Source organism: Prochlorococcus marinus str. MIT 1214 (assembly GCF_027359355.1).
In the GTDB taxonomy this organism is placed as follows: domain Bacteria; phylum Cyanobacteriota; class Cyanobacteriia; order PCC-6307; family Cyanobiaceae; genus Prochlorococcus_B; species Prochlorococcus_B marinus_F.
In genome coordinates, this window is record NZ_CP114777.1 from 1,887,206 (window position 1) to 1,908,583 (window position 21,378).

The 21,378-nt window shown below is 35.8% G+C and carries 21 protein-coding genes; 12 read left to right on the forward strand and 9 right to left on the reverse strand.

Going from position 1 to position 21,378, the window contains the following annotated elements:
- Positions 1-396 (forward strand): Spx/MgsR family RNA polymerase-binding regulatory protein, encoded by a 396-nt coding sequence (locus O5639_RS10440; protein ID WP_269624438.1) that lies wholly within the window; start codon positions 1-3, stop codon positions 394-396.
- 82 nt (positions 397-478) lie between these two features.
- Positions 479-1,171 carry a signal peptidase I gene (gene lepB / locus O5639_RS10445; protein ID WP_269624439.1) on the forward strand — a complete coding sequence of 231 codons (693 nt, stop codon included), beginning with the start codon at positions 479-481 and terminating at the stop codon, positions 1,169-1,171.
- 148 nt (positions 1,172-1,319) lie between these two features.
- Here the strand turns inward: lepB and O5639_RS10450 are convergent, their stop codons facing one another.
- Entirely contained in the window at positions 1,320-2,648 is a 1,329-nt protein-coding gene (locus O5639_RS10450; protein WP_269624440.1) for a histidine phosphatase family protein, read from the reverse strand.
- A 109-nt stretch (positions 2,649-2,757) separates the two neighbouring features.
- On the opposite strand from O5639_RS10450, the gene O5639_RS10455 reads away from it, so the two are divergent.
- The 4 genes from O5639_RS10455 (at position 2,758) to O5639_RS10470 (ending at position 7,543) form a co-directional block, all read left to right on the forward strand.
- Positions 2,758-4,104: a CPBP family intramembrane glutamic endopeptidase gene (locus O5639_RS10455; RefSeq protein ID WP_269624441.1), complete on the forward strand. Its 1,347-nt coding sequence runs from the start codon at positions 2,758-2,760 to the stop codon at positions 4,102-4,104.
- A gap of 144 nt (positions 4,105-4,248) precedes the next feature.
- Positions 4,249-4,647, forward strand: coding sequence for a hypothetical protein (locus O5639_RS10460; RefSeq protein ID WP_269624442.1), 399 nt, complete (start codon positions 4,249-4,251; stop codon positions 4,645-4,647).
- Between the two features lie 8 nt (positions 4,648-4,655).
- A complete protein-coding gene (locus O5639_RS10465; RefSeq protein WP_269624443.1) occupies positions 4,656-6,452 on the forward strand; it encodes a peptidoglycan D,D-transpeptidase FtsI family protein in 1,797 nt (598 codons plus the stop codon).
- Positions 6,453-6,544: 92 nt separating this feature from the next.
- Positions 6,545-7,543, forward strand: a complete 999-nt coding sequence (locus O5639_RS10470) for a transaldolase (RefSeq protein ID WP_269624444.1) — start codon at positions 6,545-6,547, stop codon at positions 7,541-7,543.
- Here O5639_RS10470 and O5639_RS10475 read toward each other — a convergent pair.
- The 5 genes from O5639_RS10475 to O5639_RS10495 form a co-directional block, all read right to left on the reverse strand.
- On the reverse strand, positions 7,538-8,677 hold the full coding sequence (locus tag O5639_RS10475) for an NAD(P)/FAD-dependent oxidoreductase (RefSeq protein WP_269624445.1): 1,140 nt from the start codon (positions 8,675-8,677) through the stop codon (positions 7,538-7,540). The two genes, O5639_RS10470 and O5639_RS10475, sit on opposite strands and share 6 nt — an antisense overlap.
- Positions 8,674-9,222 (reverse strand): ribosome recycling factor, encoded by a 549-nt coding sequence (gene frr, locus O5639_RS10480; protein WP_269624446.1) that lies wholly within the window; start codon positions 9,220-9,222, stop codon positions 8,674-8,676. The genes O5639_RS10475 and frr overlap by 4 nt, the downstream gene beginning before the upstream one ends.
- Positions 9,223-9,272: 50 nt before the next feature.
- Positions 9,273-9,986 carry a UMP kinase gene (gene pyrH / locus O5639_RS10485; protein WP_269624447.1) on the reverse strand — a complete coding sequence of 238 codons (714 nt, stop codon included), beginning with the start codon at positions 9,984-9,986 and terminating at the stop codon, positions 9,273-9,275.
- A gap of 97 nt (positions 9,987-10,083) precedes the next feature.
- Positions 10,084-10,776, reverse strand: a complete 693-nt coding sequence (cobO, locus tag O5639_RS10490) for a cob(I)yrinic acid a,c-diamide adenosyltransferase (RefSeq protein WP_269624448.1) — start codon at positions 10,774-10,776, stop codon at positions 10,084-10,086.
- 81 nt (positions 10,777-10,857) lie between these two features.
- Positions 10,858-12,018: a site-specific integrase gene (locus O5639_RS10495; RefSeq protein ID WP_269624449.1), complete on the reverse strand. Its 1,161-nt coding sequence runs from the start codon at positions 12,016-12,018 to the stop codon at positions 10,858-10,860.
- A gap of 71 nt (positions 12,019-12,089) precedes the next feature.
- Between O5639_RS10495 and hemH the strand changes: the two genes are divergently transcribed.
- From hemH to O5639_RS10510, 3 genes are all read left to right on the forward strand, one after another.
- Positions 12,090-13,265 (forward strand): ferrochelatase, encoded by a 1,176-nt coding sequence (gene hemH / locus O5639_RS10500; protein ID WP_269624450.1) that lies wholly within the window; start codon positions 12,090-12,092, stop codon positions 13,263-13,265.
- Positions 13,266-13,410: 145 nt separating this feature from the next.
- A complete protein-coding gene (gene ilvB, locus O5639_RS10505; RefSeq protein ID WP_269624451.1) occupies positions 13,411-15,174 on the forward strand; it encodes a biosynthetic-type acetolactate synthase large subunit in 1,764 nt (587 codons plus the stop codon).
- A gap of 102 nt (positions 15,175-15,276) precedes the next feature.
- Positions 15,277-15,537, forward strand: coding sequence for a nuclease (locus O5639_RS10510; protein ID WP_269624452.1), 261 nt, complete (start codon positions 15,277-15,279; stop codon positions 15,535-15,537).
- 46 nt (positions 15,538-15,583) lie between these two features.
- Here O5639_RS10510 and O5639_RS10515 read toward each other — a convergent pair whose 3' ends face one another.
- The 3 genes from O5639_RS10515 to O5639_RS10525 all read right to left on the reverse strand — a co-directional run bounded on the left by O5639_RS10515 (position 15,584) and on the right by O5639_RS10525 (position 18,488).
- Positions 15,584-15,844, reverse strand: a complete 261-nt coding sequence (locus O5639_RS10515) for a hypothetical protein (protein WP_269624453.1) — start codon at positions 15,842-15,844, stop codon at positions 15,584-15,586.
- Positions 15,845-16,283: 439 nt separating this feature from the next.
- The gene (locus O5639_RS10520) at positions 16,284-17,171 is read right to left on the reverse strand and encodes a Tab2/Atab2 family RNA-binding protein (RefSeq protein ID WP_269624454.1); all 888 of its coding nucleotides are present in this window, start codon (positions 17,169-17,171) and stop codon (positions 16,284-16,286) included.
- Positions 17,172-17,192: 21 nt separating this feature from the next.
- The gene (locus tag O5639_RS10525; protein WP_269624456.1) at positions 17,193-18,488 is read right to left on the reverse strand and encodes a S1 RNA-binding domain-containing protein; all 1,296 of its coding nucleotides are present in this window, start codon (positions 18,486-18,488) and stop codon (positions 17,193-17,195) included.
- 102 nt (positions 18,489-18,590) lie between these two features.
- On the opposite strand from O5639_RS10525, the gene O5639_RS10530 reads away from it, so the two are divergent.
- The 3 genes from O5639_RS10530 (at position 18,591) to O5639_RS10540 (ending at position 21,375) form a co-directional block, all read left to right on the forward strand.
- Entirely contained in the window at positions 18,591-19,388 is a 798-nt protein-coding gene (locus O5639_RS10530) for a creatininase family protein (RefSeq protein WP_269624457.1), read from the forward strand.
- A 74-nt stretch (positions 19,389-19,462) separates the two neighbouring features.
- Positions 19,463-20,188 carry an aldehyde oxygenase (deformylating) gene (locus O5639_RS10535; RefSeq protein WP_269624458.1) on the forward strand — a complete coding sequence of 242 codons (726 nt, stop codon included), beginning with the start codon at positions 19,463-19,465 and terminating at the stop codon, positions 20,186-20,188.
- A 146-nt stretch (positions 20,189-20,334) separates the two neighbouring features.
- Positions 20,335-21,375 (forward strand): long-chain acyl-[acyl-carrier-protein] reductase, encoded by a 1,041-nt coding sequence (locus tag O5639_RS10540; protein WP_269625550.1) that lies wholly within the window; start codon positions 20,335-20,337, stop codon positions 21,373-21,375.
- Positions 21,376-21,378 lie beyond the last annotated feature (3 nt).

Below are 21,378 nucleotides of genomic sequence, written 5' to 3' on the forward strand. Positions count from 1 at the left end.
ATGCGTACTCTTTTGAATATAAAATTATTGTTTGTTTGCTTTGAAAACTTGCAATTATTTAGTTACTCTTCATGTTCAACTTGTCGCAAAGCGATTAAGTGGCTCAACAATAATGATATTGCCTTTGAATTAATTGATCTTTTAAAATCACCCCCATCTAAGGAAATGCTTGTCTCAGCTAGCGAGCTATATGGGGATAGAAAGTATCTTTTAAATACAAGTGGTGTTATATATCGTTCTATTGGTTCGGATGTTGTTAAAAAAATGACCGATAACGAATTTTTTGAGAAACTTTTTATGGAACCCAGATTAATAAAGAGACCTTTTTTGAATAAGCCTGGTAAATTCTTTTTAGTTGGATTTAAAGAAGAAAAGTGGGCTGAAAAATTACTTTGAGATTCAGATAAGGACTAATATTGACCTAAACTAAGTAGTCTTTAAAAATAAAGTAAACTATATTTTTATTATTGCAAAACAAGTGCAGCAAAATCATTCAGATTCGAATAAAGAAACTAAAAATTGTTGGTTGTACTCTTTTTTTGATACATGGGGACCTATTTCGCTAACTGTTCTGTTGTATGCAGGTATTCGTCATTTTATAGCTGAAGCTAGATATATACCATCGGGTTCAATGTTGCCAGGATTGAAAGTAAATGATCGACTCATTGTTGAGAAACTTTCTTTACGCAAAAGGTCTCCATCCCGTGGAGAAATTGTTGTTTTTAACTCACCATATTCATTCGATAAGAAATTGATAGCGGATAGAAAAAAACAACTCCCGTCTAAATTACAATGCTCATTTATAACTTTCCCATTGATTTCTTGGATACCTACTATATCAGATCGTGCTTGTGATGCTTACATCAAACGGGTAATAGCTGTAGGAGGAGATCGTCTTTTGATTAATGGTAAGGGAGAGATTAATTTGAACGGTAGATCAATTAACGAACAATATGTTGAATACTTCTGCTCAAGTGAGCCTAAATTTAATCTATGTCGCCCCATGTCAGCTATTGTTCCAAAGGGACATGTATTCGTTTTGGGCGATAACCGTGCTAACAGTTGGGACAGTCGCTTTTGGCCGGCAGGGGGGTTCTTACCCCAGAAAGAAATTCTTGGCAAAGCGACCTGGCGTTTTTGGCCTATTAGTCGTTTTGGTAAGATTGATTAATAAGGCCACAATCTATTACTTTCCAAAATATTTTTTCTCTTTGATCGGTGATTAGTAGCTGTAGAAAAATGTTTCTCTTCTTATAGATGATCCAGCCTTTTTAAGGATGTGAATATTTTTAAACAAGTAACTTTTCGTAGTCATTCTATTAAAGTGCCCCGGTAGCTGTTGAGTCGATAATTCCCCCCAAATGTGAAGTGATATTTAGACAGGTGATTTGATCTGGTTGATCTTCTTCTTCTGATAGGTCAATTACTGTAATTCCACCATTACCTTGTTTTATCATCCATATTTGTGATGGGTTTAGGCCTAAAAGATGACAAAGAATAGTTTTGTTAACTGCGTCATGAGCGACAACCAATGCAGTTTCATCATTTTTTAGATTTTTGCAAATCTCATTCCAACCAGTAATGGATCTGGTGGAGACTTCTTTTATATTTTCCCCCTCTGGCATTTGAACTTTTTCAGGAGAGGTTTTCCATTCTTTAAGAAGATCTGGCCAGTCGGTCTTGATCTCAGACTCCAACTTCCCCTCCCATTTACCGTGACCGATCTCTTTGAGGTTATCTTTGACAGAAATTTTGATCCCAGGATGTTCGTTTAGAATTATCTGAGCTGTTTCTTTTGGTCTTGATAAAGAACTACTAAAAGCTTTTTGTATAATATGGTTTTTTAAAAAATCTCTTGCTGCCTTGGCTTGGGATTTTCCATTTTTATTTAAGGGAATATCAATTTGTCCTTGGAACCTTCCCTGCTTATTCCAATCTGTTTCACCATGCCTGACTAAAATAATTCTTTTTTCAGTTGTTTTTTTTGGAATACTAGGATTTAAATGAGCGATATTATTTAGACATTGAATTTGCACTTGTCTATCTTTACAACCATTGAAAGTAACATTACAAATTGAAATTGAGGTATTGTCTAACTTTAATCTTCTAAACCCTTCTGAAGGCTCATTAATTAATTTCAGTATCAAGCATCTAAGAATTGCATTATGTGCAACTATCAAAATAGTTTTATCAGAGCCTGAATGTTCATTAAATAAGAATGTTAAGAAACTTTCAGCTTGATATAAGAGTTCTTTAAATGGTTGAAATCTTGTACCGTCGTTTCTATTAATGGTTAGCTCTTTTGGCTCTTTTTGCCAAATCGCAAGCTCCTCTGGATAGTGATTCTTTATTTCATTTTTTGTTAAACCACTCCAAGGTCCAAGATCAACTTCCAAAAGCTCATCAGTAAAAGTTGCTTTAAGGTCGCTTTGATGTTGTTTGATAATGATTTTTGTGGTTTCTGAGGCTCTTTGCAAAGGGGAGCTATAAATTGCATCTATTGGAATAGAAGAGAGTGTTTTTCCAGCAGCTTCCGCTTGTGATTGTCCTTCTTTAGTTAATGTTGAAAGATCGTTTCTTCCTTGAATACGACCTTCCTTGTTAAAACTACTTAATCCATGGCGGACAAAAATTAGACGCAATGTCATTAAATAAACTGTCTTCTAGATAAATATGGTATTAGCCATGAGGGCAATCTAATGTTCTTTTAGTAAAGATAGAAGTCTTTCTCCATGTCAGTCTTCACAAGTTGATTTTATGAGACAAGCCAAAACTGGCTGGAAATGGGCCATAGCTCTATTTTCATTGCTTTTAACTGTTCTGATATGGCGCCAAGGTTTGCAAGAAAGCTTTGAACGACCCTCAGTGGCCCCAAAGATTTCATTGATGCAAACTGAGATGGCTGTTTCAGCTTCATCATCTTTACCTAAAACAATTCAAGATGTATTTTTAGGTTCAGAACCTCAAGAAAAACTATATCAATCTCTTAAAAAGATTCCTTTGGAACAACTTGAGGATAGGCAGAGACTGTTATTAGCAATTCTGGAAGAGTCTGAGGATAAGCAAAAATTTTTCTTAAAGAAAAATTTTAAGGATAAAAGTTATGAAATGGTTAGAAGCAGTATATTAGATAGACAAAAAGGTAAAGAAATAAATGATTTTCCTGATATTAATGAGATTAAATTAGACCCTTTCCTTTATCAAATTTCATGTTCTTATATGGGATTTAAGGATGAAAAGTGTATTAATGAAAAATATAATTCCCATTCTGCTATAAGACTTCTAACCTCACAATTATTACCATTTTTGGCTTCTTTTATAGGGAGCATATTATTGATTAGATATACTTTTGTTTTCTTAAGAAAGAAAAATACTCCATGGCCAGAAATGATAGCGCCGCCCTTGTCCTTAATAGATATGGTTTTACTTATTTCTGGCGGCTTCGTTGTTATTGGCGAAGTTGTTTTTCCCGCGCTAATAATACCAATAACTGATTTATTTTTTAATAATTTATCCTCTCCATTAAAAGAGTCTTTAAGAGTATTTATTGGATACTGTTCAATGACTATAGCTCCGTTATTTATAATTAGATATCAATTAATGGGTCTAACTTCTTCGGGGATCGATGGAGGATGGTTGCAATGGAAAATTAAACCAATCAAAGAAGGGCTTTTTAAATCAATAAGTGGATGGTTAATGATTATGCCCTTAGTACTGCTTATTGGATGGCTAATGAATGAAGTCATCGGCGACCAGGGTGGAAGTAATCCCTTGTTGGAACTGGTTTTAGGTAGTGATGAATTTATTCCACTTTTTTTGCTTTTGATTACAACTGTTGTTTTGGCCCCAGTTTTTGAGGAGTTAGTTTTTAGAGGTATTCTTTTGCCTGTATTGGTATCCAAAGTTGGCCAGATAAGCGGGGTTTTATTGAGTGCGTTGATCTTTGCTTTGGCTCATTTAAGTGTAGGGGAATTACCTCCTCTATTTGTTTTAGGAATTGGTCTTGGTTTAATGAGATTGAGTTCAGGAAGATTATTTCCTTGTGCTGTTATGCATTCTCTTTGGAATGGAGTGACTTTTATTAGCCTACTATTAGTAGCTTGATATTAAAAAAAATCGCTATTCCAGCTCTTGCAGTTGCTTGATCAAGGTGTTTGACTTGAATTACTTTCGAAATTTGATTTGGTTAGTCGAACTCTATATAAACAAAAAGTAGGACAATTTCAAAAAAAGAAGTTGCCCAAGGGATTGTTAAACAGTGTTTTCTCATCAAAACAGGTTCAACGAAAATTTCCAATTCAAGCTGCTCTTCATATCGTTTTAGATGGTGCATTGGTCGGCATGCTCACGACAGTGGCGATAATGTCATCCGTTGCTCTTCACTCTCAATATTTGTGGACTAAGTCTTTTACTAAACTTGAAACCACAAGAGATTTGAACAAAAGGATATTGGAATCAACTTCAATTCTTGAAAGTTACCTATTGAAAAATCAAAATTTGTCTAGTTTTTTAGTTCCTACTAAAGCAGAAGATCTTATATATGTGGACAGACCAAAACCAGAAGAAACTAAAAAATTATTCACTATGACATTTAAAAGTAGATTGCTAGAGAGAATAGCTTCTTTTCCAGTTAAGTCAGGTTATTAATAAATTCTATGAAAAGTGTTAATTCTAGAAAGAAGAGAAAGACTTTTAAAGTAAAAACTCTTGCGCCCTTATCTCATTCTAGATTGCGAATTGTCTTTGTTTTATTATGCCTTGGACTTGGGGGCCTTTTTTTTAGAGTAGGTTGGCTTCAATTATTTCAATCTGATCAATTAAGAGCTTTAGCCCGCGAAGCTCAAACAGAGCAAAAGATCCCTTTGGGAACACGTCGATCTATTTTAGATAGAAATGGAAAGCTAATCGCAATAGATGAGAGACGTTTTAAAATTTGGGCTCATCCCAGGTATTTTAAGTTTCCTGGTGATTCATCTAGGACAGTGCGTAAACCAGTCGAAGTAGCAAAACTTCTCGCTATGCCACTATCTCAAAGTGTTGATGAGATTTTAAATAAATTAGAAGATTATTCTTCAGGGGTAAAACTTGCAGAGGGGGTAACACAAGAGCAGGCTAAGTCTATTAAGAAACTTGGAATTAGTGGTATTGACTTGGAGGTTTATCCTCAAAGGCTTTATCCGCATGGATCACTTTTTGCAAATGTAGTTGGTTTTTTGGATTTAGATAGAAGGCCTCAGGCTGGATTGGAATTAAGTTTAGATAAAGATCTCAAGCGTCTAGAGAAAGCAAGTTTAATTAGAAGAGGCGCTGATGGAACACCTTTACCTATAGGTGTTCAACGTGGTGTTTTTGATGAGGATCAACTAAGTCTTCAGCTAACCCTAGATGTAAGGCTTCAAGAAGTAGCTGTTAAAGAAATAAGTAAGCAGGTCAAGAAATGGAATGCAAAAAAAGGTGTGGTAATCGTAATGGATATAAACACAGGAGAACTCCTAGCATTGGCTTCTACACCAACTTATGATCCTAACAAATATTGGGATTATTCTCCATCTCTTTTTAAAGAGTGGTCAGTGCAAGAATTATTTGAACCTGGTTCTACTTTTAAGCCAATTAATTTGGCATTAGCCTTGGAGGAGGGAGTTATCAAGCCTAATGGTGAGGTGAATGATGATGGTCTAGTTACAGTAGGAGGATGGCCTCTCTCTAATTGGGATCGAAGGCCAAACGGGATATTGACTTTCCCTGAGGTATTACAAGTCTCAAGCAATGTAGGTATGGTTAAGATTATGAATAAATTGAATGCGAGTAATTACTGGCAATGGTTAAGGCGCTTAGGCATAGATGAAATCCCAGAGACAGATCTTCCAGGAGCAGTCTCTGGGCAAATAAAATCAAAGCAGACTTTTGTAAATCAACCGATAGAACCTGCGGTAGCCTCCTTTGGTCAAGGTTTTTCTATTACTCCGCTTAAGCTAGTTCAATTGCATGCCTTGCTTGCAAATGGTGGCAGACTTGTGACGCCTCATATCACTAAAGGTCTGAAAAGTGATTATGAGTCATATTTCAATACTCCTTCTGAATCTAAGCAGGTTTTATCGCCTGATATTACGAATACTGTTCTTGGATGGATGGAAACAGTTGTGTCATTTTACGATGAAAGTGGTATTGAGGTAAATGTTCCTGGTTATCGAATTGGAGGGAAAACAGGGACGGCACAAAAATCGCAGGATGGCTTAAATTATAATTCTAAAATTTGCAGTTTTGTAGCAAGTCTGCCTATCGATGATCCTCGCTATGTTGTTTTAGCAGTTATTGATGAACCCCTAAAGCCAAATGCCTATGGCTCAACAGTGGCTCTTCCTGTGGCAAAAAAAATTATTGAGACTTTGCTTGTGATAGAAAAAATCCCTCCAAGTATTTCTAAAAAAGAACATTTAGCCATCAAAAACTAAGAGATGGCTAAATTTTTTCAAAAGTACTAATCAAAGGGTGAAATCTATAAAAAATATAGCTAGTCTAGATTTTATGAAAGACGTTTTTAATTATGGAATCCCTTCTTAATCAGTTATCTTCAATGACTGTGGTGGTGGCTGATACTGGTGATCTTGAAGCGATCAAAAAGTTTCATCCTAGAGACGCTACGACAAATCCTTCTTTAATTCTGGCGGCCGCACAAATCCCTGCTTATCAAAGTTTGATTGATCAAGCACTTACTACTTCAAGAGAAATGTTAGGAGCCAGTGCTTCCACTTCTGATGTGGTTAAGGAGGCTTTGGATGAACTTTGTGTTGTCTTTGGCAAAGAGATTTTGAAATTAATTCCTGGCCGTGTTTCAACAGAGGTTGATGCAAGACTAAGTTTTGACACTGATGCCACTATTGCAAAAGCAAGAAAAATAATTGCTAAATATAATCAGGATGGCATTCCTAACGACCGTGTTTTAATCAAAATTGCTTCTACTTGGGAGGGAATAAAAGCTGCTGAGGTATTAGAAAAAGAGAATATTCACTGCAATCTAACTTTATTGTTTAATTTTTATCAAGCAGTTGCTTGTGCTGAGGCAGGTGTAACGCTTATTTCACCCTTCGTTGGAAGGATTTTAGATTGGTACAAATCTGCTACAGGAAGAGATTCTTATCCAGCGACTGAAGATCCAGGGGTCGTTTCTGTGACAAAAATATTTAATTATTTCAAGTCAAATGGTTATAAGACAGAGGTTATGGGAGCAAGTTTCAGGAATATAGAGGAAATAACCGAGCTTGCAGGATGTGATTTGTTGACGATTTCTCCTAAATTACTTCAGCAACTTAATGAAACATATTCGGACTTGCCAATTAAGTTAAATCCAAAAAAACCTTTATTGATTGAAGAGACAATTCATTTAGACCAGACATCTTTTGAACTAATGATGGCTGGAGATAAAATGGCTACGGAAAAACTTGATGAAGGAATTAGCGGTTTTAGTAAAGCAATTGATAAATTAGAAAATCAATTGAACGAAAGACTTGAGTATATTGAAGAAGGGATTGCCCTAACTCTATGAGCTTTGATTTTGAAAGAGTAATCTTTTGATTACTCTTTTTGCTATGTCTTCATAATTCATCTCACCTGAAAGAATTTGTGCAATTCTTTTTGGAGCAGTTGGCCTTTTTACACCTAATTGGTATCCAACTTTTGGGAAACGATAAAAAACTTGAGAAATTCTTTTACCCCAAGCCATCGAATCCCCCCAATTTCTTTGCATTGTTTTTGTATAGGCATCTAAAGAATTGACTTCTCCATCCAGCCAATAAATAAGGCTTTTTGCAGCTTCAAACCCACTCATCAAAGCAGGTCTTAACCCCTCTGCTAAAAAGGGATCACATAGTGAGGCGGCATCTCCAACCAGAAGAATTCCTTCTCCGTTTAATTTGCAGTGGCCATTCCATACTCTTAATTTCTTTTCATGACCAATTACTTCTGAAGGGGTAAAACCTAAATCAGGAAGAAAGGCTTTAAGTATTTCTTCAACTGGAATTGAATGTTTATTATCTAGAAAAGTTCCCATCCCAATATTTACTTCATTTTTTAATGGAAAGGCCCATGCAAAACCATTCTTTACTAAGCCAAATTCGAATCTAGCCGTTTTACTCCTCAAATTTCCCTTTCTTTTAATTCTTCCTGAGAAAGCGGATGCGAATTTTTGTTGATTGGGACCTAAATTAAACGTTTTAGGCCATGGTGATTGAGATCCATCAGCGATAACAACTGCTTTTGCCTCTATTTGTCTCCCATCAAGAGCGGTAATCTGCCAGATATTAGATATTTTTTTTATATCGACTACATTAAAAGTAGTCAATAAACTACAACCAGAATTTAGTGCTTGATCTAATAGGAATTTATCGAGCTTTTCACGTTTGACTATCCAAAAAGGAGAAGACCCAGAGAGCTCAGCAACCACTTTGTCGGTACTGCACCAACTAAATTCTACACTTGTTATCACTTCATCAACTATTGGTAAAAGTTTAAAAGGAAACCAATTTTGCACTGCAGCAGACATGCCCCCACCGCAGGTTCTCTCTAGAGAGGAAATATTTTTTTCAAGAATACATACATTTTTACTTTTTCTAGCTAGATGAAATGCAGCAGTATTGCCTGAGGCTCCCCCTCCAATAATTGCAACATCTATGATGGTCAAACCTTTAAAATCTCAGCCTCTTTCTCAGAAAGTTTATTTTCAATATCTTTAATGAAATTATCCGTCTCTTTCTGGATTGTTTCTTGTTCATCTCTGCTTTGATCCTCGGAAAGATCACCATCCTTTTCAGATTTTTTGACTCTCTCTATTGCATCACGCCGTATGTTCCTTAGGGCAACTTTCCCTTCCTCTGCATATTTGGATGCGAGTTTGCAAAATTCTTTTCTACGCTCTTCAGTTAAAGGTGGAACATTGATACGAATTATTTTACCATCGTTGTTTGGAGTAAAACCTAGATCACTTGTAGCAATTGCTTTTTCAATTGAAGCTAATGAACCCAAGTCGAAGGGTTGAATTGCTATCGTTTGAGAGTCAGGTGTAGTGATAGTTGCAAGTGACTTTAGTGGGGTATCAGCTCCGTAGTATTCGACTGATATTCTGTCTAATAAAGACGTATTTGCTCTTCCCGTCCTGATGGTATTGAAATTTCTCTGAGCTGCTTCAACAGATTTGCTCATTGTGTTTTTTAGCTCTTGGTTTGACATTTAGATAAAAGTCTTGCGAATTGATTATTAAAAAGGTTAAAAATTTAACATTAACTTGAATTAGATATTCTTGATCCAATGGGTTCGCCAGAAATAGCCTTAGCAATATTCCCAGGTTGGAAAATATTAAAAACAACTATAGGGATTTTATTATCTTTGCAAAGAGCAATAGCAGTGCTATCCATTACTCCTATTTCGTTGGCTAATACTTCTTGAAAGGTGAGATTGTCATATTTGACTGCATCAGAAAATTTCTTTGGATCTCGATCGTAAACCCCATCAACTTTCGTGGCTTTGAAAACAACTTCCGCGTTGATTTCGGCGGCCCTAAGAGCAGCAGTGGTATCAGTTGTGAAAAATGGATTGCCGCACCCACCTCCAAAGACTACTACTCTACCCTTCTCAAGATGTCTTATTGCTCTTCTTCTTATGTATGGTTCTGCAATCTGCTGCATGTCAATAGCGGATTGAACTCTTGTTGGTACTCCAGCTCTTTCTAATCCATCTTGAAGTGTGATTGCATTCATTACGGTTGCAAGCATCCCTACATAGTCAGCAGTGGCCCTATCCATTCCTGCAGCAGATCCTTTCAGACCTCGAAAAATATTTCCACCGCCAACCACAATTGCTATTTGCGTGCCATTTTCAACCACTTTTGAAACATCGTTGGCAATAGATTGAACAATTTCAGGATCAATTCCATAAGGTTTTTCTCCCATAAGAGCTTCACCACTGAGTTTTATAAGTGCTCTAGAGTATGTCATTAAAAATTCATAACAAATTGACAGTAGCAAGTCCTGGGAGAACGTCTTTATATCTGTATTGGATCCCTTGCGATGGAAATATTTGCAAGATTGTAGATTAATATTCAATTCCTTCTTGTGCTTTTACTCCCTGCTCTCTAAAGGGATGGTGGATTAATTTCATTTCTGTCACAAGATCAGCTGAATCGATTAATTTTTCTGAAGCCCCTCTTCCAGTCAAAACCACATGTGTAAGCTCAGGGCGCAAATTTATGCCATTAATAACTTCATCTTCATCTATATATCCAAGTTTTATCGCAATAATGATTTCGTCTAAAATTATAAGTTTATAATCTGGGTCTTTAATATAAGAGACCGCCTTTCTCCAACTTGATTTGACTAAATTTATATCTTTTTTTCTGTCTTGTGTTTCCCATGTGAAGCCCTCCCCGCAGGCATGAAACTTTAATTTGTCCCCAAATATTTTCAAAGCTAATGATTCACCTGGTTCCCATCCACCTTTGATAAATTGAATTATTGCAACTTTGTGCTTGTGTCCAATAGTTCTTATTCCCATCCCAAGAGCTGCTGTAGTTTTACCTTTACCTTGTCCAGTGTTAATTATTATTAGACCTTTTTCTTTCTTTCTTTCATTTAATCTTTGTGTTTGAACTTCTTTCCTTTTTTTCATCCTTTCTCGATATTTTTCTTCGGTAATATTTTGTATTAAATTTCCACCCATTCCTATTTTTTCTGCACTTTTATCTAGTTTATTAAGTCTTGAATCTTCTTTAGGAACATTATTTTTCATTTCCTTTTCTTAAATGATATAAATTAATAAAAGAATAATTTATAGAAGTTATATAGCTATAAATATTAATTATTCTTCTTGTTAATATTTGATTCTAGATAGAGCACTATCAACAGCAATTTGCTGATCTCTTCTTGTTATCCAATGATGATAGGTTTTTGTATGTATTGAGACTGAGTGTCCCATCATTTTTGCGGCTACAGTATTTGGTAGGCCTATTAAGATAGTTCTAACTGCCCATGCATGTCTTAAATCATAGGGTGTGAAAGATATTTTATATCTTCTAAATTGTTCAGATACTCTTCTTCCTATATGTTGAAGAGTTGTCTCTTTTAGATCTGTTTTAATATCTGGGAGTAAATCTGAAGTATCAGTTATGTAGTCTAGCTCAAATAAACCAACCCATTCAGGATGAAATGGCCAAACTTGATGCTCTCCTGTTTTTGTATTTGGGAAAACCCGAAGTATTCTATCCCCACCTTTTCTTAAACAAGATAAGTCACTAAAAAAGACTTCATGATTTCTAAGCCCATAGGTAGCCATTAGCCCAAAAACAAATCTCCATTTTGGATTTGGAATTAATTGAAAGCTATTAATAATTTCTTCATCACTAGGTAATTCTCTGAAATTAGATTCGTGGATTCCATAACCACTTTGAAGTTGTTTCCAGTTATCAGGAAGCTCCAATTTAAGGTGCCTAGCTAAAGCACTTAAAGCAATTCCACATTGTTGTCTGCTCCTTGAATTTTCTTTGTAACTTAAAAGAATTTTCACTAGAAGCTCTTCGTTTAATTGAAATTTAGATTTATGGCTTATCCCAATTAATCTGTTCAAATATGGTTTATAAGCAGACTGCCAAGTGCTGATCATTCCTGCTGGTGACTTGCTTCTAGAGGTATCAGAAAAAAATTGTCTTTTAAAGCTTTCTATTTCATTATTTACTACTTGTTTATTAGTCTTTTTTGATGAGATAGCTTTTTTTTTAATCCAATGTGACCAGCAAAATTGACTTTTTTTAAGTTGAAAATCAATTAATTCTATAGCTTTTCTAGCCTCTTCTAGACCGCTAATATTGTATGGAAGTTTAAGACTTATTCTTTGAACTTTAGAAAGATTATGAGATTTCTTATCTGGCAAAGAACCGCGAATGTTTATAACTTTGCCTCTTTTCTCAATTCTTAAATTGATTCCCTTTGATTCAAGGTCTTGGTTGATATCTAGTAACTTTTGATTCTCGTCCATAATCCTGTAAATTTAGCTAGCTTTACTTTGATAAGGGTTTGTATAACCTTTTATAAGGAGTTTTTTCTAAAATGGCTCGGGTTGGTGTCCTCTTATTAAATCTCGGAGGTCCTGAGAGGATTAAGGACGTTGGCCCATTTTTGTATAATTTATTTTCTGATCCAGAGATAATTCGTTTACCAGTTCCTGCTTTTCAAAAACCTCTGGCTTGGCTTATCAGCTTATTAAGAAGTAGTAAATCACAAGAGGCTTATAGATCGATTGGAGGCGGATCACCTTTACGTCGTATTACTGAGCAACAGGCAAGAGAACTCCAAAGTTATCTTAGAAATATAGGAATAGAAGCTACAACATATGTTGCGATGAGGTATTGGCATCCATTCACTGAGTCAGCCGTAGCGGATATTAAGGCTGACGGTGTTAGCCAAGTTGTTGTTTTGCCTCTTTATCCCCATTTTTCTATTAGTACAAGTGGATCCAGTTTTAGAGAATTGAAAAGGTTGAAAGATGGTGACTCTGAGTTTGCAGAATTATCAATTCGTTGTATTCGTAGCTGGTTTGATCATCCAGCCTATGTTTCTTCAATGGCTGAATTAATAAAGAAACAAATTTTAGCTTGTGATTTACCTCAAGAGGCCCACGTTTTTTTTACTGCGCATGGTGTTCCTAAAAGCTATGTAGAAGAAGCCGGAGATCCTTATCAAGATCAAATACAGAACTGTTCACTTTTGATTATTGATCAGCTTGAAAATTCGCTTGGATTCAGCAATTCATTCTCACTTGCTTATCAAAGCAGAGTGGGGCCAGAAGAGTGGCTAAAACCATATACCGAGCAAGTCCTAGAAAAATTAGGAAAATCTGGCGTTAAGGAACTTGTCGTGGTTCCAATAAGTTTTGTGAGTGAGCATATTGAAACTCTCCAAGAAATTGATATTGAGTACAAAGAAATTGCTCATAAAAATGGAATTGTTAATTTTAAAAGAGTTCCTGCTCTTGATACCTATCCGCTGTTTATTGAAGGATTGGCCGATCTTGTTTCTTCTTGCTTAAACGGTGAAGGAATTAGTTTAGAGGAAGCATCAAAATTACCAGAAAGAGTAAAACTTTATCCTCAAGAAAAATGGCAATGGGGTTGGAATAACAGCTCTGAAGTTTGGAATGGAAGAGTTGCAATGATTGTTTTTCTTTGTTTCTTGATGGAATTAATAATTGGGGGTGGACCTTTACACCATATAGGTTTGCTCTGAAGAGTTAAAATAACTATTTGTGTTAATTAATTTGATAATCAGCTTGCTATTAAAACTGAGAGAATTTAATTAAATCTTTGCTTAATTTACTTTGATTGAAATTATGCATACTAAGATTTATTGTTAGTTTAGATTTTCTTCTGCCGTGACCCTGACTTCTACGCCTAATCAAATAGGAGATTCAGGAACACAAACTCAATATGAGATGTCAGGAGCTGATGCCTTGATGGATTCGCTGCGAAGGCATGGCGTAGATACTATTTTTGGTTATCCAGGCGGAGCAATCCTCCCAATATATGATGCAGTTTTTAAAGCAGAGCAAGAGGGATGGCTAAAACATATTCTTGTTCGACATGAGCAAGGTGGAACGCATGCTGCAGATGGTTTTGCCCGAGCGACAGGGAAAGTAGGTGTTTGTTTTGGTACTTCAGGGCCTGGAGCGACGAATCTAGTAACAGGGATAGCCACTGCTCAGATGGATTCTGTACCTCTTGTCGTCATTACAGGACAAGTCCCAAGACCTGCTATTGGTACTGATGCTTTTCAAGAAACAGATATTTTTGGGATAACACTTCCAATTGTTAAACATTCATGGGTCGTAAGAGATCCATCTGAAATTGCAAAAGTTGTAGCTCAAGCTTTTCTTATTGCCTCATCGGGTAGACCAGGACCTGTTTTGATTGATGTACCAAAAGATGTTGGACAAGAGATGTTCAAATATCTTCCTGTTGAGCCAGGTTCAATAAAGCCACCAGGCTTTGAACTACCATTCGCGCCGGAACATAAAGCCATAAGTGCAGCCTTAGATTTAATTGAAAATGCTGAGCAACCACTCCTTTACGTTGGAGGGGGTGTTATTTCTTCGGGAGCGCATGAAACTCTGGCTGCTATTGCTAATAGATATCAAATACCCGTAACAACAACTTTGATGGGGAAAGGCGCCTTTGATGAACGTGAGCCTTTATCAGTAGGGATGCTTGGTATGCATGGAACAGCTTATGCAAATTTTGCTGTGACTGAATGTGATTTATTGATTGCTATTGGAGCAAGATTTGATGACAGAGTTACCGGTAAATTAGATACTTTTGCTCCTAAAGCAAAAGTAATTCATTTTGAGATTGACCCTGCTGAAATAAATAAAAATAGAGTAGTTGAAGTTTCCGTATTAGGTGATGTTGGAATTAGCCTCGTTAAATTATTAGATCTCAGTAACCAACGAAAAACAAATCCGAAAACTTCTAACTGGCTTAAAAAAATTAAAAGCTGGAAAAATGATTTTCCTTTGATTATCCCCCCTAAAAAAGGAGAAATTTATCCACAGGAAGTATTAATAGCCTTAAGAGAGTTGGCTCAAGATGCTTACATTACAACTGATGTTGGACAACATCAGATGTGGGCAGCTCAATATCTGTTGAATGGACCAAGACAATGGATTAGCAGTGCTGGACTTGGAACAATGGGTTTTGGAATGCCCGCGGCAATGGGAGTCAAAGTTGCTTTGCCTAAGGAGCAAGTTATTTGTATTGCGGGTGATGCAAGTATCCTGATGAACATTCAGGAGCTTGGTACTATCGCTCAATATAAGCTGAATTTAAAAGTAATTATCATCAATAATCATTGGCAAGGAATGGTTAGGCAATGGCAAGAAAGCTTTTATGATGAAAGGTATTCGGCATCTAACATGTCTGTTGGGGAACCTGACTTTATTTCGCTTTCTAAGGCTTTTGGGATTGAGGGCATTGTGATTTCAGAAAGAGACAAATTAATTCCTGAACTTCAGAAAGCATTAGCTAATGAAGGACCAGTTCTTGTTAACGTAAATGTAAGAAAAGGTGAAAATTGTTACCCCATGGTGCCACCTGGAAAAAGTAATGCTCAAATGGTTGGTATACCTGAGATTAAAAAATAATTTTTAAAATCTTTTATGAATAAATTTTTTACAAAGATATTAATATTATTCGTTTCTTTGTTTTGTTTTTATTTGGCAGTTGATGCAGCTGAAATTGTGCAAGTGACTAGTTCTTCTGTTTTGTTGATCGGAGATCATAATCGTACCTATACTGTGAAATTAGCATGTACAGAAATTAGCCCTGACTTAGAAGATAAATCTGTTAAATGGCTCAAAAAACAACTACCAAGACATACAAAAGTAAATTTAAAACCTAAGGGATCAGTTGATGGTGTCCTGCTTGCTAAAGTTATTCCTTTTGATAGCAATACTGATATAACTGAGGAATATATAAAGGAAGGATTAGCAAAAAACAAATGCTAAATCAATTATAAAATTCTATTTATCTATGATTGTGAATATATACAACTTAATTTTCTTGAACTAGTTTTATTTCTCCTGTAAGAATTAAATAGCTTTGAATTTGAGTAAGTGCAAATTCTATTTGGATTGATTTGATTCCTTCTTTATATGATTTTAAAATAGTAGCATTTTTTATATCAATACAAATTTTATTAGGGTTGAAATCGTTTTTTAATATGTGAATCATTTCTACTTCTTTAACTTCATTAATGCATAAACTTTTCTCCATAAAATTTGTTTCTTTAAGTTGAATGATCAAATCTTCCACGTCTTTTTTACTTAACTTGATATTTATTTCCTTTAATAGCAGGCAAAATGGCAATAATTAAATTATTTTTTTAGATCCAATAACCTTAAATCATTTTAATGTTTTGAGATAATTTGCTTTTTAAGACCTTTTAATCCAGAATTAAAAGCTGCTATATGTCTTGGTTTTAAATTGAATGTATGTATTAACTTGATTAACTTTATAGCTGTGTATTTATTTTTTATAATGAACTTTAGAGGTTAGATTGAGTTGATTTTTGTAATCCTATTGGTTTACTCTTGTTAGATCTTTCAGTAAACAATGCAGGTTTAAAATTATTGTCTATTAATAGATCAGATTGAAAATATTTGATACTCTTATAAGTTGATAACTTCATTGGCTTTTAAGATATTGCCTTTTAGGTAATATACCTAATTGGACTCTATCGTCAGGAAAATCATTAAATCTCTCCAATATCTTTTAGCATCCAAAAACCATCTAGAGAATTTTCTTTAGGACTTTTTTGAACTGAAATAAATTGAAGTCCGTCTGCTTCTAGTTTTGCATTTAGAAAATTATTTTCAATAGCTTTTTTGGCTTCTTTTTCGACATCAGTTACCAACCATCTATCAGCTTGACCTGCTTCTAGAATTATTTGAGTACCTTCTATTAAAAGCTTTGCTGGTTCAAGTCCTCCGAGCCAAGCTGCAAGTGCCAAGGATCTTTTTGGACTAAAAAGTCTAATACCAGGAATAGAAATATTTTGATTAATTGAATCTTTAACAGGAATTAAATTGGAAAATTCTATATCCCATTCATCAGCCTCTCTTAGTGTTTTTAGAGAAAGAGAAGCAAAGCTCCAAGAGTCCCCTCTTACTTCCTCAGGTAATGGTATAGCTTGGTTTGTAATTGGGCTTGAAGGAGGAGCAAGGTTGATGCCAATATATCCTTTTTGCTGAGGATAGAAATTCTTTTCTCTATCAATAAGCCATTCAAACAATGAGTACGTTCGTCTGCTGGAAATAAGTTCAATTCCGATTTGATCTGCTGCACGTTTTATCATTGTTTTCATAGAGGATCGCCAACAACGAATAACGGCAGGTTTATCCCAGCCTTGAGAATAAGCTTCACCAATAGCTTCTTCTAATGCATCTTTTAACCAAATAGAATTTACATTTGAGGCTGGACATATTTTTTCCCATTTAAATGTTTTTGTATCTTTGAAATTATTTGTAGATGTTATTAGTAACTCCCATCTTTTTTTTTCATTTTCATCAATTATAGGGCGGGAATAAAAGTCTATTTCCCAGTCTGTTTTTTTTAAATCAGGTTTTTTTGATGCAATCACAACTGTTTCTTCAATGTAAAATTATGAGGATAAATTGATGCCTTTATCTTCTTTTTGAGTATCAACTTTTTCTTTATTCAAACTATTTCGAGCTTTAATTGCTCGCTCATCGGCCTCTTCCATTACTTTTGCTTTATCAGTAATAAGTTCTCCTGGAGGTCCCTCCAAAAGAGCGGTGTTTAAGCCAATTCGTCCCCGGGAGGGATCTAAATCAGTTATTAAAGCCTTGATAGATTCGCCTGGCTGAAAAACTTCTCTAAGGCTTCTCATGCTTCCGTTGGTTACCATTGAATGGTGCAATAGCCCACTGACCCCTTTCAAATCAACAAAGAAACCATAAGGTTTTATTGTTAAGATCTCACCCTCAATTAATTGTCCAATTTCTAATTCAGAAAATCTTGAAGCAATTGCAGCTTTCTTTTCGGAAAGTACAAGTTTTCGTCTCTCTGGATTGACCTCTAGAAAAGCAGTATTAATTGTCTTTGAAACAAGAGATTGATGATTTTCTCCATCTTCAAGTTGAGATCTAGGAATAAAACCTCTCAAACCTTCGAAGTCGCATGTGACGCCCCCACGGTTAAAGCCATTTATTTGAACTCGAATAACTTTTCCTTCTTTTGCAAGATTTTGAACTTTATCCCAGCTTTTTCTTAGCTCTAACGCCCTACAACTAATTGTTACCATCCCATCGGCATTTTGTTCTCTAGTAACAAGAACTTCGACTTGTAATCCTTTTGGAAAACGCTCTTTTAAATTTGTAATTACACCTAGACCACATTCGTTTTTAGGCATGAATCCTGGAGCTTTTCCGCCTATGTCTACGTAAATACCATCACTTTCAACTGCAATAACTGAACCTTTTGCAATTTCCCCAGTTGTACCGATAGGTTGATTCTCTTCTAAGGCTGCTAAGAACTCGTCTTCATCAAAATCAAATTCATCAACTGTTCTACTTTTTTGTTTAAAAACATTTTGATCGTTAAAAGCTTCAATATTTTTCTTATAGTCATAATTTTTTTCAGATCTCAGAAGATCTTCCATTGTAGTTGTTGGGAAACTATTGCTAGAGTCCTCCTGGATTAAGTTTTGCTGTTCAGGTGCTTTCTTTAGCTCAGGAAATTTTTTTTCATGTAGAACTTTTTCATCAAATCTTTTATCTTTAGCTTGGGCAGAGACTTCTTTGTTAGATGATTCTTTATTAATGATTTCTTTCTCAGTCTTTCGACTGATATGCATCACCTGCAATGGCTTGCGCGGTGCATCTGTTGCCGGCCTTGGGGGAGTGGCTTTTTTAGGCTGAGAATCTGACCCGGCCATAATACCCTTGGTAATAAGTTAGACATTCTTACAGTCAAGGGTAAGTTGTTTTTTAATTATTAGGAGATTTCTATCATTTTTCAAACTAGGAGATTTGAGCACTTGACCTGGCCTGAGGCCTCTAAAGCCGCTTCAGGTAAAGGATCTACATTGGTTTGGCCCTTTGGTGCATGTGAACAACATGGGCCTCATTTGCCTTTGATTACTGATACTTTTTTTGCTGAAAATATTTTAATTAAGACACTTGAAAGGTTGCCAGAAACAATGCCGATATGGATGATGCCAGCTCAATCAATTGGATTCTCCCCTGAGCATCAAGCTTTCCCAGGAACTTTGTCCTTGTCAGCAGATGTTTTGCTTTCACTAGTAACTGATGTTGGTCAGCAAATAGCTTCTATGGGATTTAAAAGATTAGTATTCTTTAATGCTCATGGAGGACAGATAGGTCTTCTGCAAGCAGTTTCAAGGCAATTAAGAATTCAATGCCCTTCCCTAGCAGTATTGCCTTGTTTCCTTTGGAGTGGTGTTCCAGGCTTAGATGATCTTCTGCCTGAAAAAGAAGTTGAGGAAGGACTCCACGCTGCTTTAGCAGAAACAAGTCTTATGTTGCACATGGCTGAAAACTTGGTCCGAAATAATTCTTACCTAGAAAAAAAAGGGGCAAATGAAGAAATAATTTCAGCGCCAAAAGGTTGGAGCCTTGAAGGTGCATCACCATGCGCATGGCTGACAGAAGATTTGAGCTCATCTGGGGTTATTGGTGATGCAAGTTTTTCAAATCCTGAATTGGGTGCCGCTTTAGAAAATGCACTAATTGATCATTGGAAGTCTTTATTCACAAGCCTTTTGGAGAGTAATTGGCCCCCAATTATGTCAGAAAGTCCTGTTTCTAGCAGTTAAGATGTGGTAACTGAACTACCAATTTGGATTTAATTCTGTAAGATCACTCAGATTGATAAATTTCTAATAGATCTATGCAAGCTTTTGCATCCAACAATTTAACAGTAGAAAAAGAAGAGTTAAGTTCTGATTCTCTTCCAGATTTCACCTCAGAATCTTATAAAGATGCTTATAGCAGAATCAATGCAGTTGTAATCGAAGGTGAGCAAGAGGCTTATTCCAATTTTCTTGATCTCGCCAAGTTGATTCCAGAGCATGCAGATGAGCTTGTGAAGCTAGGGAAGATGGAGAAAAAGCATATGAATGGTTTCTGTGCTTGTGGGAGAAATCTTGCTGTAAAGCCAGATATGCCATTTGCTAAGACCTTTTTCTCGAAACTTCATAACAATTTTTTAGAGGCTTTTAAAGTTGGAAATACAACTACTTGTCTTCTAATTCAATGCATTTTGATTGAATCTTTTGCAATATCTGCTTATCACGTTTATATACGTGTTGCTGATCCATTTGCAAAAAGGATTACAGAGGGTGTTGTTCAAGATGAATATTTGCACTTGAATTACGGTCAGGAATGGCTTAAGGCCAATCTTGAGACAGTTAAGAAAGATCTCATGAAGGCTAATAAAGAAAATTTGCCTCTTATAAAATCCATGCTTGACGAAGTGTCAAACGACGCGGAAGTTCTTCATATGGATAAAGAAGAGTTGATGGAGGAATTTATGATTGCATACCAAGATTCCCTTATGGAAATAGGTTTAGACAACAGAGAAATCGCAAGAATGGCTCTTGCTGCAGTGATCTAAGATTTTTAATTTATTTCTTTTTCTATTCACATTTATTCCTCAAGAACTTTAAATTCTTGAGGAATTCTTTTTTTTTTGACCTTGGTGGTTTAATCTTCAATCTTGGAGAAATATTTAGTTTCAATTTTGATCTTTCTTGGTGCCAAATGTTTGGGCTAATTGGACATTCAACAAGTTTTGAAGATGCCAAGCGAAAGGCATTGGGCTTGGGGTATGACCATATTGCTGAAGGAGATTTGGATGTATGGTGCACTGCACCTCCTCAGTTGGTAGAGCACGTAAAGGTTGTAAGCGCGATTGGAAAGACTATTGAGGGAGCTTATATAGACTCATGCTTTGTTCCTGAGATGTTAAGTCGATTCAAAACAGCAAGAAGAAAAGTCCTGAATGCAATGGAGTTAGCTCAGAAGAAAGGGATCAGCATTACCGCTCTAGGTGGATTTACATCAATAATTTTTGAGAATTTTAATTTACTTCAAAATCAACAAGTGAGAAATACAACTCTTGATTGGCAAAGGTTCACTACTGGTAATACTCATACAGCTTGGGTGATTTGTAGACAGTTAGAGCAAAATGCACCTCGAATAGGAATTGATTTGAGCAAATCAAAAGTAGCGGTTGTTGGGGCTACTGGTGATATTGGAAGCGCTGTTTGCAGGTGGCTTACTAATCGAACTGGTGTTTCTGAACTTCTATTAGTAGCTAGACAGCAAAAACCTTTAATCGAACTTCAGTCTCAACTTGGTGGAGGGAGAATTCTTAGTCTTGATGAGGCTTTACCTGAGGCGGATATTGTGATTTGGGTTGCAAGCATGCCCAAAACCTTAGAAATTGACCCATCTAAAATTAAAAGGCCCTGCTTAATGATTGATGGTGGATACCCTAAGAATTTAGGTGAGAAGTTTTCAGGCCCTGGTATACATGTCTTAAAAGGCGGAATAGTTCAATTTTTCAAAGATATTGGTTGGAGCATGATGGAATTGGCTGAGATGGAAAATCCTAAAAGAGAAATGTTTGCCTGTTTTGCTGAAGCAATGCTTTTAGAATTCGAGAATTGTCATACCAATTTCAGCTGGGGAAGGAATAATATTACGTTGGAAAAGATGGATTTTATTGGCAAGGCTTCTGAGAGGCATGGGTTTTCTGCTGTTGGGTTGAAATCAAATATTCAGACATTAACCGTCTGAACA

Excerpts from the sequence above, each read along its gene's own strand:
- O5639_RS10440 (WP_269624438.1), top strand. The coding sequence starts at position 1 with ATGCGTACTCTTTTGAATATAAAATTATTGTTTGTTTGCTTTGAAAAC.
- O5639_RS10450 (WP_269624440.1), bottom strand. The coding sequence starts at position 2,648 with ATGACATTGCGTCTAATTTTTGTCCGCCATGGATTAAGTAGTTTTAAC.
- O5639_RS10455 (WP_269624441.1), top strand. The coding sequence starts at position 2,758 with ATGAGACAAGCCAAAACTGGCTGGAAATGGGCCATAGCTCTATTTTCA.
- O5639_RS10465 (WP_269624443.1), top strand. The coding sequence starts at position 4,656 with ATGAAAAGTGTTAATTCTAGAAAGAAGAGAAAGACTTTTAAAGTAAAA.
- O5639_RS10470 (WP_269624444.1), top strand. The coding sequence starts at position 6,545 with ATGGAATCCCTTCTTAATCAGTTATCTTCAATGACTGTGGTGGTGGCT.
- frr (WP_269624446.1), bottom strand. The coding sequence starts at position 9,222 with ATGTCAAACCAAGAGCTAAAAAACACAATGAGCAAATCTGTTGAAGCA.
- pyrH (WP_269624447.1), bottom strand. The coding sequence starts at position 9,986 with ATGACATACTCTAGAGCACTTATAAAACTCAGTGGTGAAGCTCTTATG.
- cobO (WP_269624448.1), bottom strand. The coding sequence starts at position 10,776 with ATGAAAAATAATGTTCCTAAAGAAGATTCAAGACTTAATAAACTAGAT.
- O5639_RS10495 (WP_269624449.1), bottom strand. The coding sequence starts at position 12,018 with ATGGACGAGAATCAAAAGTTACTAGATATCAACCAAGACCTTGAATCA.
- hemH (WP_269624450.1), top strand. The coding sequence starts at position 12,090 with ATGGCTCGGGTTGGTGTCCTCTTATTAAATCTCGGAGGTCCTGAGAGG.
- O5639_RS10525 (WP_269624456.1), bottom strand. The coding sequence starts at position 18,488 with ATGGCCGGGTCAGATTCTCAGCCTAAAAAAGCCACTCCCCCAAGGCCG.
- O5639_RS10535 (WP_269624458.1), top strand. The coding sequence starts at position 19,463 with ATGCAAGCTTTTGCATCCAACAATTTAACAGTAGAAAAAGAAGAGTTA.
- O5639_RS10540 (WP_269625550.1), top strand. The coding sequence starts at position 20,335 with ATGTTTGGGCTAATTGGACATTCAACAAGTTTTGAAGATGCCAAGCGA.